General features: G+C 51.3%; 13 protein-coding genes and 1 tRNA gene. 2 read left to right on the top strand and 12 right to left on the bottom strand.

The annotated features are described in order from the left end of the window. Positions 1-58: 58 nt before the first annotated feature. The 8 genes from HN413_09160 to folK all read right to left on the bottom strand — a co-directional run bounded on the left by HN413_09160 (position 59) and on the right by folK (position 9729). The gene (locus tag HN413_09160) at positions 59-1030 is read right to left on the bottom strand and encodes a D-cysteine desulfhydrase family protein (GenBank protein ID MBT3390567.1); all 972 of its coding nucleotides are present in this window, start codon (positions 1028-1030) and stop codon (positions 59-61) included. Positions 1031-1140: 110 nt separating this feature from the next. Beyond that, positions 1141-2238, bottom strand: coding sequence for a peptidoglycan bridge formation glycyltransferase FemA/FemB family protein (locus HN413_09155; protein MBT3390566.1), 1098 nt, complete (start codon positions 2236-2238; stop codon positions 1141-1143). Continuing rightward, positions 2235-4160 carry a selenocysteine-specific translation elongation factor gene (selB, locus tag HN413_09150; GenBank protein ID MBT3390565.1) on the bottom strand — a complete coding sequence of 642 codons (1926 nt, stop codon included), beginning with the start codon at positions 4158-4160 and terminating at the stop codon, positions 2235-2237. The genes HN413_09155 and selB overlap by 4 nt, the downstream gene beginning before the upstream one ends. 7 nt (positions 4161-4167) lie before the next feature. Further along, complete coding sequence (locus HN413_09145; protein ID MBT3390564.1) at positions 4168-5343, bottom strand: hypothetical protein; 1176 nt, start codon at positions 5341-5343, stop codon at positions 4168-4170. A gap of 283 nt (positions 5344-5626) precedes the next feature. Beyond that, positions 5627-7027, bottom strand: coding sequence for a hypothetical protein (locus HN413_09140; GenBank protein MBT3390563.1), 1401 nt, complete (start codon positions 7025-7027; stop codon positions 5627-5629). Further along, entirely contained in the window at positions 7024-7620 is a 597-nt protein-coding gene (locus HN413_09135; GenBank protein ID MBT3390562.1) for a hypothetical protein, read from the bottom strand. The genes HN413_09140 and HN413_09135 overlap by 4 nt, the downstream gene beginning before the upstream one ends. Positions 7621-7623: 3 nt before the next feature. Then, entirely contained in the window at positions 7624-9192 is a 1569-nt protein-coding gene (locus HN413_09130) for a hypothetical protein (protein ID MBT3390561.1), read from the bottom strand. 54 nt (positions 9193-9246) lie between these two features. Next, positions 9247-9729 (bottom strand): 2-amino-4-hydroxy-6-hydroxymethyldihydropteridine diphosphokinase, encoded by a 483-nt coding sequence (gene folK / locus HN413_09125; protein ID MBT3390560.1) that lies wholly within the window; start codon positions 9727-9729, stop codon positions 9247-9249. 110 nt (positions 9730-9839) lie between these two features. Between folK and HN413_09120 the strand changes: the two genes are divergently transcribed. Together HN413_09120 and HN413_09115 are read left to right on the top strand one after the other, a co-directional pair. Continuing rightward, a complete protein-coding gene (locus tag HN413_09120) occupies positions 9840-11165 on the top strand; it encodes a glycoside hydrolase family 1 protein (GenBank protein MBT3390559.1) in 1326 nt (441 codons plus the stop codon). 54 nt (positions 11166-11219) lie between these two features. Continuing rightward, positions 11220-11309: transfer RNA gene (locus HN413_09115), tRNA-Ser, on the top strand. 36 nt (positions 11310-11345) lie between these two features. On the opposite strand, the gene HN413_09110 is transcribed toward HN413_09115, so the two are convergent. The 4 genes from HN413_09110 to HN413_09095 form a co-directional block, all read right to left on the bottom strand. Continuing rightward, entirely contained in the window at positions 11346-12419 is a 1074-nt protein-coding gene (locus tag HN413_09110; protein MBT3390558.1) for a hypothetical protein, read from the bottom strand. A 10-nt stretch (positions 12420-12429) separates the two neighbouring features. After that, complete coding sequence (locus tag HN413_09105; protein MBT3390557.1) at positions 12430-12744, bottom strand: cupin domain-containing protein; 315 nt, start codon at positions 12742-12744, stop codon at positions 12430-12432. Positions 12745-12838: 94 nt separating this feature from the next. Next, complete coding sequence (locus tag HN413_09100; protein MBT3390556.1) at positions 12839-13138, bottom strand: metal-sulfur cluster assembly factor; 300 nt, start codon at positions 13136-13138, stop codon at positions 12839-12841. 3 nt (positions 13139-13141) lie between these two features. Next, entirely contained in the window at positions 13142-13369 is a 228-nt protein-coding gene (locus HN413_09095; protein MBT3390555.1) for a DUF1858 domain-containing protein, read from the bottom strand. Positions 13370-13391: the final 22 nt, after the last annotated feature.

The following is a 13391-nucleotide window of genomic DNA, read 5'->3' as shown; positions in this document are numbered from 1 at the left end:
TCCACCTGGATAGACCGAGCGAGTATACCACTCATTCCGATAACGGCAAGCCCCAACTTTATGCATTTTGAATCAGATCGCGATATTTGCTGGCAAATAATGCCGGGGTTCCGCCAGTATGCCAGAAAAGCACGCTCTCATCCGGCGAGAAAAAGCCCTTGCGGATCAGGTCAATCAGCCCGGCAGCGGCGCGCCCGGTATATACCGGGTCTACCAACACGCCTTCATTCTTAGCGAATAGTTGCATCGCCTCGACTTCAAGAGGTCCAGCCATACCATAGCCAGCCCCGATATAATTCGTATTGACGAGAATCTGACTTGGCTCAAAGTGGGTCGGCACGCCCAAGCGAGATACTGTCTCCGAGGTCAGCGCTGCCACCTGCGCCTTTAGGGCTGCTTCCGGCTCATCGACGCTGATGCCCAAAACGCGGCCTTCAAAACCGAGTACATGCGCCCCAGCCACCAGCCCTGCCTGCGTCCCGCCCGAGGATGAAGCAAAGACAATCCAATCGGGAGATATGCCCTGTTCCAATAACTCCTGAAGCGCAAAAGCATAGGCTGCCGCCCCGGTCGAACTGGAGCCGCCATACGGCACCAGATAGGGTTTACGTCCATCACTTTGCGCCTGCTCAAAGGCTATCTGCAAGGTTTGATCGCGCAAGGCTTTCTGTGTCCAGATAATTTGCGCCCCCAGAAGGGTATCCAAAAGAAAATTGGCCGAAAGCTCATCCGGGCGTTCACCGGCCAGTACCAACGTACAGGCCAGCCCCACGCGGGCCGCGGCCGCTGCGGTCTGACGGCAGTGATTGGATTGCGGCGCGCCGGTAGTGAAAACCATCTCAGCGCCTTGCGCCTGAGCTTCGGCGAGTAAAAATTCCAGCTTGCGGGTTTTGTTACCGCCTAAGGCCAGGCCGGTCTGGTCGTCGCGCTTGACCAGCAGCCGCGGCCCACCGAGGTGGGCGCTCAGGCGAGGCAGTTCTTCAACCGGGGTCGGCAAATGGGCTATTTTTAATCGAGGTAAATTTTTCATACAAAGCTCCTGGTAAATCCACAAAGGGCACGAAGATGGGGGGGTTGAATGAAGTTCTTTTATATTCGCATTTCTACTCTATTTCTTCGCGTTCTTTGCGGCTTGGCAGTTCACTCTTCTATCGTATTTTCAACGCGCGCTATCCCGCGACGGCGCATGAGATCCAGAATGCCCGGCAGAGTTTGGGTATAGAGTTTATAGTAGAACGGCTTCACAGGGTAATCCCACGCGCCGAGGGTGCGCGAAACCTCCCCGCCCAGGCCGTGCTTGAAACGAAAGACCCCCCACATCGAATCGGATTCGTCGAAGGTTTCCGGCGCGCCCCACAGATCATATTCACAGCAGCCCATTTCCTTTGCACGGCGCATGGCTTCCCACTGCAAGAGATAATTGGGCATTTTCTTGCGGTGAAGTTCGCGCGACATCCCGTGGATATACCATGAGCGCCCAGCATAACGAAAGAGCATCACCGCGCCAATCGGTTCATCATCCACCTCGGCAATCAACGGATCGAGCATATCTGCATCGAAGAATGTTCCCCACAAAGCCTGATAATAATCTTTACTGCGGATGACAAAGCCATTGCGCGCCGAGGTTTCGGCGTACATGTGGTAGAGCAATTCAAAATCGTCTGCTGTGCCGATGCGCACGTTGACGCCCTTACGAGCCGCGTAGCGGATGTTATAACGCGCTTTCTGCTTCATGCGCGCCAATATCTCATCTTCGGATGCGGTCAAATCGATGAGGACAGTGTTACGGAATTGAATCTGCTCGGCAGAGTAGCGCCAGCCGCGGGCCTGAAGATCACTTTGCAACGCACCGCCCAGGGGGTTCGATTCAGCGTCGGGTTCGCCGGGCACCCCCGAGCCAAGTTCGACATCCGGGTCTATTTTTAGGAAAATCGCCCCGCGTTGACGCGCCAATTCTTGTAGATCATTCAAAACTTGTTTGCGTAAACTGCCATTCCCCCAATCGCGTAGCAACGGCCCTTTAGGCGCATACAACACTCGCAAACGAGCCGCAAATCCGGCAATGGGAATTTCTCGCTGCAAGATCAGGGCAGCGGCATCCGGGTTATGTTCGTCGCCCCAAACGCGATACGAAGGCGTCCAGCCAAAGCACGATTTGATTTCACCCCACTGCCAGGTTTGCAGAATATGAGGCCGGGGGAACGATGCGATGATGGCGTTCCAGGTTTCGGAATTCATGTTTTTAGCTTGCGCACATCCCCCACACGGACGGTCACGCCGATGGTGTCAAGGTGCTCCAAAAAGGCCAGTACATAGCGGCGGGTGGTGTTGAAATGATCGCGCACCTGCGCTACGCTGATTTCGCCCTGGCGCGCCAAAATCGAGCGCACTTCGGCAACCATTTTTTGATAATCTTCTAAGCGAAAAACGACTTCCGCGTTCAGCGGAATTAACTTCCCCAGGTCGATCATGGCGGTGTAAATTTCTTCTCCAACCGCTTCAACGCACTCCTTGACGGACGGCGGGGTATGGGGTTGGGCTTTAAACTTGCGCAACAAAGCATCCACATTTTTTTGCTGCAGCGAAGAGAATTCAACGCGATGCGCCGGGCGCTTAACGACGGGCTGCACACTACTGCCGGGCAAATTGGCGCGCAAGGCTTGTTCGATGAGCTGCCCGGTGCTGGTCAGGTCATTCAGCAGGGCATCAAAAATGCGCGCAGCAACTTTCAAACGGCTTTTGAGTTCTTCGCGCGGCACGCCATGACGCAGGGGGAAATTCTGGTGATAAACCTCAACTTCGCGCAGCGCGCGTTGGCCGATCTGCCCCCAATACGATTGGCTGGTGACGAGTGTGCTGTTATTTTGCAGCGGATCGCCGCCCAGCGAGAGCGCCTGCCCATCGGCCAGCAATTCCTTCCAGGCATCCGCCACAGCCAACTGCTCCAGGCTGGCGCGCGCCAGCACATCTTTGAAAGGCGCAGCCCCCAATGGTAAAAGCGCCTGCAAGAGTACATCCGCCGGGGTTCCGCCAGCCAAAGCCTCAATACGGTCGAGAATTTTCTGGTCGAAGCGTTTGTGACGGCCTTTGGGGTGCGGGTCAATCACCGCCCCCCCGCCGAGTGTCTCGCCGGGGGAAGGGCGGCGCAAAATATAACGGTCGCCGCGCATGGCAGCTACCGATTCGGTCAGTTCTAATTGCAACCAACCTTCTTCGCCGGGGTTGAGCACATCACTGCCCAGCAAGCGCAGACGCGCGATCACCTCAGCCGCGCCAATAAAAAGTTTAACTTCGGTGTTGTGGCGCACCGGTTGGCTGATTTCGTCGAGCAGGCGGATGCTAACATCCAGGCGTCGGGTCGGTTTGTAATCCGAAGGGTGGGCAATCACATTGCCGCGCTGGATTTGATCGACATCTACGCCCGAAATGTTGATGGCGGTACGGCTGCCTGGAACCGCGAGTTGATTCTTCTTTTTATGGGTTTGCAACCCCCGGACGCGGCCGCGCGTGCCCTGGGGCAAGATTTCAACTTCATCCCCAACGTTAATCTGACCATCGGTGAGTGTGCCGGTAACCACGGTGCCAAATCCGGCCACGGTGAAAACGCGGTCTGCTGAGAGGCGGGGACGTCCCAAATCGGGCCGCGGCGGCCTTTCAGCCAGCACACCTTCGAGGGCAGCTAATAGCTCCGGGAGGCCATCCCCACGATGAGCCGAGACACGCACCAGAGGCGCTGAATCCAGCACCGTGCCAGCAAGCGTCTCGCGCACTTCGGCTTCGACCAAATCCAGCCAATCGGGGTCATCAATCAAATCCACTTTGCTCAGCACAATCACGCCCCCCTGAATTTGCAATAAATCTAAAATCGCCAGGTGTTCGCGGGTTTGCGGCATAACGCCCTCATCCGCCGCCACCACAAAGAGGGCCGCGTCAATAGCCCCCACACCCGAAAGCATATTTTCAATAAAATCGCGGTGGCCGGGCACATCTACGATGCCCACGTCGTCGCCATTGGGAAGCGTGAGCCAGGCAAAGCCCAAGACAATCGTTAACCCGCGTGCTTGCTCTTCATGCAAACGGTCAGGGTGCGTCCCGGTGAGCGCCTCAATTAAGGCCGATTTTCCGTGATCAACGTGGCCTGCGGTTCCAATTACGCGCATATCTGACCTACAAAGTCCCCTGAAGGCGTTCGTAGTCTACGGCCCAATCGCGCACCACTTCTAAAAGGCCGTGGAGCCGTTTGGCAGAGAATTCGTTCACCTCTTGCAAAAAGTCTTGCATTTCTTGCAGGCCATCTTCAATTAATGTGGCGCGTTCGGTCAGTCGATCAATTCGACGAGTAATGTCGCTCTGCTGCTCATCGTGCGAAAGCAGGTAATTCGTCCAACGTTTTTGATCGTCCGCTTTAAAAGTATTCCACTCCTGGCGGAAACGTTCTTCGGACAAGCGCTGCATTTCGGTGAGTTCGTTGATACGGCGCTCAACTTTCTTGGAAAGTTCGTCAATATTTTCTTGCGCACGCCGCATTTCAAGATGGGCTTGCTCGATATCGCGCAAATAATTTTCAATCTCGCCCGACTGTGATTCGATAATTTCGAAGCGGGAGGCCCAGCTTTTCCAGCTTTTTTCGCGCTCCGCTTCAGTAGAGGTGTGTTTTTCGATAAAAGCAGCCTGGGTTTCTGTAATTTCGCGTTCGAGCGCGGCGACTTCTTTCAAACGCGATTCAATGCGGCGAAATTCGGCGTCGAAAACATCAAATCGACCGCGATACTCATCAGAGCGTTTGCGTAACGCAGTAACTTCACCCTGAAGATCGGTGAGGCGTTGGGTGTCTTGGCGGCGGCCATCTTCGATGACGCGATAAGAACGGGTTTGATCCTCGGCTTGCATATGAATTTCGTCAAACGCCTGAGATAAATTAGTCATAATTTCAGCCAGACGTTTTTCTTCGGCCTCGCGAGCATCAATACTTTCACGCATGGCAGGTAGCCCTTTTAAAGTTTTCTGCGCATCTGCCAAATTGGCCTCAAGCCCTTGAATATCTGCTCGTAATAATTTCTTAAGTTCGGTTTCCCGTTGTTCAGCTTGTTGTTTTTGTTGAGCAACAAGCTGGGTAAAATCAGCCCGATTGCTGGTCAGTGCATCATCCATACGATCCAGACGCCCCATTGCCGTTTTGATATGAGTCATTTCACTCAACAGGGTTTTATTTTCATGCTCTGCGGCTCTTAATTTGCCTTCCAGCGTAACGACGCGATCTTTGAGTTGCGCAATCGTATTCTTGTCTTTGCGACGCTCATCATCTAACCAGTCGATGCGCTTTTCAAGTTGTGATATGTCCATAGGTGGATTTCTCCGGTTTTGCAGAATTCTTGTAACAATATAAAACACATCTTTGACGTTAGGCGTGTTCAAAAGCCTTAGAGAATTCCGAAAAAGGGGTGTGCGTGGGGGGCGTACGCCCCCCACGCACACCCCTTTTTCGGCCTCTTACTGTTCGAAGCTGAACAGTCATCATTTCTTTATAATTATATTCGCGGGAGAATTATAGCATGAACATTACAGCTCAGGCGGATACCTCGCAGTAAAAAAAATCCGCAAAAAAGAGTGTGCTCGAATACCTGCCCTATGGTACTAAAGGGGCAGTCATTGTTGAGATTGACAAAAGAGCCGGTATAAACCATTGCGGAAACAATCCCATTAGAAACAGGAAGGACACCCCTATCAATAAGATCGCGCGTGGCACAAACAATTGATTAAAATTATCTTCATGCTTCAATTCATCCAAACCCATCACAAAGACCGCCAATGTACGGAATCCGCTGATCATCAAGCTGGCACTGCCCAAAATGCTCAATAAAACAGGCCAGTATTCGGATGTAGCGTATTGTTCCCACAGAATAAGGGCTATGGGGAATCCAGCTAATAATGGCATACCCGCAAGAGAGAACTGAGCAACCACGACAGCGCCAGCGATCATAGGGAAACGGCGTGCTATCCCTTGAACGGATGAAAAGCGCATATCCGACACATGATTTCGTAATAGAGAGAGGGAAACAGCCCAAATCCCCAGAGCAAGGATACGAGGCGCTGAGAAGGCATAAAAGAATTGAATCCCATCATCAATGCTGAGCATCAAAACGATCTGGCCGATCGCAACAAGAAATGTAAAACCCAATATACGTGATAAATTCTTCTGGAAAGCTGTCCATAAGCCACCAATAACGAGCATCGTAATGCCAACAAAGTGGAGCACGGCGCGTATATCAAGCATTTCCTGCAACCAGGGATTACGCGACAGCATACCAGCAATATATATTGTTTCGACGCTCAATAATAGGGATAGAACAAACGTTGTTATATAGGGATGCGCTTTTTCAAAGAGCATTGGAATCCAACTATGAAACGGAAAAAGTCCCAACTGCAACGCAAACCCCAATCCCAACAATACCGCGGCACGCAAAATATCCACAATATTGCCAGAATCAACCTGCACCCCTTCAAGGAACCAACCAGCCATCAAAATCAATAACATACCGATGGTCTGGTAAATCAGAAAACGAACCAGGCCGCGATTGATGCGCTCTCCAACGGTTATGAGCATAAACACGGTGATCAAAACGGCAATTTCATTCAATAATGCAGCAAAGAGTGGCGGTTCTACCGCCAAGGCAGCCATAAAGACAGTTGTTGACAACAATCCTAAGGGGATAAATAAACGTGGCACCCGAATTGCTGCTGTGCCAACAAACCAGAAAACCAACATACTGTAAAAGAACATGATCCTGGGCCGGTCGGTGTTGAAAATCACGAACTGGCGCCCTGCCACCGATAGGTCTGGTTGAATTTTGAATGCCCCCGAACCGACTATGATAACTTCATCCACTTTCAACTGCCAGGCTAAAAGCGCCAAAAAAGCAGCCATGAAAATACTGCTAAAGAAAACCAATCTGCGCTGGCGCGACAATGCAATCATTATGCCGGCAATAACTATGGGAAAAACAATCCAGATTAGCGGCGCGCTCATTCTTCTCTCTCCATAAGAGGGGCTACCCGCAAATACGCGCCCGTAAATGCCAAGCTTAGCGTAATTGCTGCCAGGATCGCATTCACCAGCAGCGAAGTTTCGATTGTGGCGTAGATGATTTCAAAGCCAGCCAGTACGGTCAATAATCCTAATATGCTGCGAATCGGCTGGGCTGTCAGCCCCAGGTGCAGTAATCCCATCCCCATTAGAATCAAACCAGCGCGAATTTGAAAATTAGCCGCCCGCAACGCCCAGCGCGACACTCCAGGAGCTGCCGAAAAAGCGAAAAATAATACCAGCCCAGCCAAGAATATGCGAAATAAAATTCCGCTGAGATACGGCCCCAGCTCATCTTCCCAGGCGTCCACTTGTTCGGCAAGCCCCGCCCCCAACACGGCGGCAGCGATCCACCCGGCGATGAGTTTAATCACCGCGTATTCAAACGGCCAGGAGATCATAATCAAAATGAAAACCGCCACGTATTGCGCGCCTAACGCGCTGATGCTTACACGCCAATCGCGGCTCACCAGAAGCAGAACGGATGTTAGTATAGCCATTGCTACGGCAAAAGGAGCAAGAGATGCAATATTCATCGGCTAACTAGTGCCTCCGCTTTGCTGCATCATGGATACCAGCAATATTAAGATTAGAATTGCCCATAGAATACCCCCCTCGCCCTCAAAGATTTTCGATAGGATGCCAAACCCGCGCGCCAGGGTACGATAAAGCCACCAAAACAATCGATACATCCATTCTAGCGAAAGCACACTACGCAATGTCGAGAAAATTGGCTGCTGAAAAGAGATTCTCCGTAAAGCCAGTAAGACAACAATCCCCACAATGCCAATCACCACAAAGCCAATCCACCAGAAATTGGAACGCAACAATGCATCAGGCTGAAGCGCAGCAGACATCCAGGCAATACCCCAATGATTCATAACAAGTAGTATCAAACCTAAAGGATAGAGTATTTTCATCCAAGGTTCTATATTTTCATTTTCAGGATTACGCCGTCGCGAATGTTGTAAATAGCCCACCAACATCAAAACATGCGAAACTATGAAAGCTGCTAAAAAACCGACATTTAGCTGTCCATATAAACCGACCCCAGGCCATAGCGGCGTATAGGGCAGCGCGGAAATACTCAATAATCCAAATATGGTAATGACAGAGATAGAACGCGACCGGTACGAGGCCAGGAACGAGATTCCACCCACAGATAACAAAGCAATTCCCCAGGCGATACTCGCCGCAGGCATGTTGCGAACTGCAGCTACAAGAGAAAACGTTGCCAGACCTAAAATCCAGAATGGCCGCCCATCCAATTCGTCTTTGGCCTGAATCCAGGCAAAACCGCTATATAAAGCGGCCAGCACAGCCACCACTAATAAATAGGGTTGCCAGCTTACTGGAACACCAACAACGGCGAGGCGCGCCAGTAAGGTCAGGCTGCTGGCAACAGAAGCCAGCCGAACCATTGTCCCCAGACCGCGGCGCAACGGCGGTTCCTGAAAGAAAGGCTGGTGCGGGGGCAACACACCCAGGCGCAACCCCACCGCCAACAGCAAAATCCCACTGATATCGGCGGGGATATTTTTAAATGTGAGATATTCTCCACGCACCTGAGCTACCATCGCCGCGGCTAGTAAAATAAAAACCCCCATTTGTCGAACCGAAAACGTAATAATCACACGCTCACGCTGCTGGCTATGCGACACGCGCTGTAATAGCATCACCATTTCAGCCAAATCCATCATCGTCCAGGCAAGCATCAGGGTAAGTGGGTTTTCTGCCAACACCGCCAGCAGGCTTAGTCCGGCAATTCCTAGCGTAGCAGCCCAAGCCTGCGAGTCAATATTCTCCACTTGAATAATATCAGTCAGCAGAATCGCCAGGGGATACACAGCTAATACCGCTGCATACGTCCAGGAAATTTCATCCAGCAGCAAAGTTGGCGTAAACATAAATAAGGTATCGGGCTGCCAGCGCATCAACACAATTTGAATGGGAAATTGCACGCGTGAAAACATCACCAACACCCAGACAGCCAATGCAGAGCCTAGCGCTAAAAACCAAAGATACCCGGCACGGAGTTTGGTATTCTCCAGCACCAGCAGCACAAGTGGAATAATGAAAAGAAGTAATAAGGCAATCAGTAATAGCATGGGATTTCAGATAACACAGAATAATAGCCTACCGGCAACATCTCGGCAAGTGCGCTACGATGATATTTTCTCCACTCCGGTTGTATCCATTTTGGCGAGCATTTCAATCACGCTTGCGCCCAACCGCGGGTGTCGAAACTCAGGGGCTAAATCGGCCAGGGGGACAAGCACAAAGGCGCGCTCGTGCAGGCGCGCGTGAGGAATAGTCAGATTTTCGTATGAAATAACCTCATGACCGTAAAAAAGAATATCCAAATCAATTTGACGGGGGCCATAACGGATGGATGGCTCGCGTCCCAGACGATTTTCGAGTTCTTTGAGATAGTGTAATAATTCCAATGGGGATAACTCGGTCTCGACGTGGACGACCTGATTCAAAAAAGCGGGTTGGTCACTGACCCCCCAGGGAGGTGTCTCATACACCGGGGAAGCAGCAACCAACTTTACAGTCGGCGGCAGCGCGTCCCGCGCGGCTTGCAGATTCAGCGCCCGATCCCCCAAATTGGTTCCCAATGCCAGGTAGATTGATTTTTGCATAGCTTAAAGATACCATAACCGCGCGCAAGATTGTCAAAATTTGTGCGGCAGACTACAATAGCCATAATCCAAAACTGAATTCCAGAATGCGTGATCGAATAGGAAAAACTATGGCTCAGGCAACTTTTCACTTTCCAAAAGGATTTCTCTGGGGAACCGCGACGGCTTCACATCAGGTAGAAGGCAATAACACCAATAACAACTGGCATTACTGGGAGCAAGAAGGCCATGTTGTTGAGGGGCATTCGTGTGGTCTGGCCTGCGATTGGTGGGGCGGACGCTGGCGAGAAGATTTTGACCGCGCCGCCGAGGCTGGGCATAACACCCATCGCTTGTCCATTGAATGGAGCCGCGTGCAGCCTGCGGTGGATCGCTGGAATGAAGATGCACTTGAGCATTATCGGCAGATGTTGCGCGGACTGAAAGAGCGCGGTATGACCCCCATGGTAACGCTACACCATTTTAGCGATCCTTTATGGCTGATGCATTTCGGCGGCTGGGAATATGAGAAAGTGGTTGCTTATTTCGAGGCCTATGTGCGCAAAGTTGTTGACGCGTTGGGCGATTATGTAAACCTCTGGTGTACGATTAACGAGCCCAATGTTTACGCTACGATCGGTTATATTTTTGGCGAATTTCCCCCCGGCAAACAGGATATGGGCGCCGCCTTCAAAGTAATGGAAAATCTGGTACGCGGCCACGCAGCAGCTTATCACGCCATTCACGAGTTACAACCTGAGGCGCGCGTCGGAATGGCGGTCAATTATCGCGGTATGTTACCAGCACGCCAATGGATGCCCCCAGACCGCTGGATTGCCGGGTTGCTCTCGCGCCTGTATAACGATTTCTTCCCGCGAGCGGCATCTGATGGGGTTTTGCAGTTCATCGGTCGCCGACAGCGTGTGCCGGAGGCCAAAGGTACGCAGGATTTTCTAGGGATCAATTACTATACGCGCGAACTGGTGGCCTTCAATCTTTTCGCGACGAACGAATTATTCAGCAAACGCTACTACGAGCCCGGCGCCGAGGTCAGTCCAACGGGGTTTATTGCCAACCAGCCGGAGGGTTTTTATCAGGCGCTACATTGGGGTTTACAGTATAAGGTACCGATCTTCGTGACCGAAAACGGTGTAGAAGACCCCGAAGATGCGATGCGCCGCCGCTATTTAATCCAGCATGTTCATCAACTCTGGCGAGGCATCAATTTCAACTGGCCCATCGAGGGATACTATCACTGGAGCCTGGTGGACAACTTCGAGTGGGAGCGCGGCTGGACACAGCGCTTTGGACTATGGGAACTGGATATCGAGACCCAGGCACGACGCAAACGCCCCAGCGCCGATCTCTACGCAGCCATCTGTTCACAAAATGCGCTCTCATCAGAGATGGTCGCGGAATTCGCTCCAGGGCTTTCAGAAATCCTATTCCCAGGGTAGCGTTTATGGTATAATGCCGCCCGCTGAAAGGGGATCACAATCACAAAAAAATATGGAGAGGTCGCATAGTCTGGCCTAGTGCGCGCGCCTGGAGAGCGCGTATACCGCAAGGTATCGAGGGTTCGAATCCCTCCCTCTCCGCCAGAAGAAGTCCGAAAAAGGCATAGAGTAAAAAATTCTCTATGCCTTTTTTCGGACTATTTTTATCGGGGCGATCATCCCCAAATACAGTAGCACTGCAATTTCATTCATCAAGCCACCCCACACGCGCGCCCAGCCCCAGCCAAGCATTTCACCTCCCAATCTCAGTATCAACGAAGCATGGAGCAAAATCAGCGGGAGATAGAAATAGGACTTATAGTCAATATCGAAACCCAATACAGCCGGGAAAATAATCGGCGCGTGGCCGAAGACCATCACAAATACAAAGCCCAAAAAGATGGCGTGCAGCATCGTATCGTAAATAGGTCCGGCCTGCAAACCGCCATATATTAGGCCGACAACACCCGATACCCCCAGCCAGACATAACCACTGAGTAAGCAAACGGCAATAAAACGCGTCAGGCCAGTTTGTTTGACAGTCCGGCGCGCAATATCATATAACAGTAGCCAAAGCGCCAGGCCAATCATTCCTACCCCTGTGATGCGGACTCCTAAATCCCAGGCAGGGAGCAGCACCAGTAAACCAGCCACATAAATCAATGTCACAACTGCAAAGCCAATCTGCCGACGACGCGAAAGTTGAACCATGCGGCTCAATTCCAGGCGCTCACCAGCAATCGTCAGGATGAGAAAAGCGGCCCACCACAGTACAAATTGATGCACCGGCCAGCCCAGCAACCACAGCAGATTGCCAATAAACAAAGCCAATGCGCCTCCGGCCATGACCACGGTATATCCAGCCCAGTGTTGTTGAAGCACAACCACAAAGATCAACACCAGCCATACACTCCCCAATGTAATCAACACTGGCCCGGCCAATCCATCCACACCAAAGGCTACTAACAAACCACCCAGACCGCTCATCAACGGGCTTAGATACGTCCAGCGTTTGCCCATCGCAACGGCACGTTCCAGACTTATCAGCGTCCCAAAGAAGCCCGCCACCATCAAGGGGCCGTGGTTAAGCGCGAGGGTAGGTTGAAGTGCGGGCAAACGCCACCCCAAACGAATCAACCCAGCCCAGGCCGCGGCGGTCAAGATCACCAGCGCAATTAGCATCAAGGGAAGACGATATAAGTTTGTTTTCATCATGCGCCTTGTATTACAACAGCAGCAAGAGCATCACCAGACGCTCCTTAGCAACAATACTATGGGGGAGATGGGGTTGCATATGAACCCAGGTTCCCGCTCTGGCAAGCTTTTTCTCATCGCCCAGAGTCAAGTCGGCCTGGCCTTCCAAAAAATGCAAAATTGCAGGTCGTGCGGCAGTATGCTCCGAAAGTTCTTGCCCTGGCGCAAATCCGAACAAGATCGCTTTTATTTCATCATTCTCATAATATGTGCGGCTGACGATACTATCAGCGGGAATTTCGTTCAACAGCGCACGCAGGTCTTCAGTATAAAAAAATGGATTCATCATCGATACTCCTGTAGACAAAATAGTAAATGATCACCACGAAGGGCAGAAGCTACACATCGGAAAGAAAAAACTATCTTTTATTTGTGCTCGGTCAATTCCACCCAAGCTGTTTTTTTGCATCCGCTGACAATCGATCCGGCGTCCAGGGCGGCTTCCACACCAACTCAATCGTCATTGCGCCAAGCTCCGGGAACGTGCTCCGCAGTATTTTATCCATATTACGCGTAATCACACCATGCAGGGGGCAAGTTGGGGAGGTCATGGTAATCTGGATATACACTTCTTCGGGCTTTATCTCAACCGAATACACCAGCCCCATATCAACGATATTGATACCAACCTCGGGGTCCATCACGCTTCGTAGCGTGTCCAAAATTTGATCTTCTGTCATAGATTATCTTTCCGATGAAGGTGTATTGTCGCGAAGGGCTGCGTTTAATTCTGTCAGAATTTTATCCGGAGAATATCCATAATTCAATAAAACATCTTTTAGCGTATCAAATTCTGAAAGCTGGCAGCCTACACAGGTCATACGATATTTAAGAAATACCTTTACAGTTTGTGGCCATGTACTCATAATATCGGCGACGAACATACCCAAGTTTATCATGCCATCATTCATTTTATACCCTACAGAAAAAATG

This window comes from Chloroflexota bacterium, assembly GCA_018648225.1.
Lineage (GTDB): Bacteria > Chloroflexota > Anaerolineae > Anaerolineales > UBA11858 > NIOZ-UU35.
The sequence above is the reverse complement of the archived record's forward strand: the minus strand, read 5'-3'. Positions and strand labels throughout refer to the sequence as shown.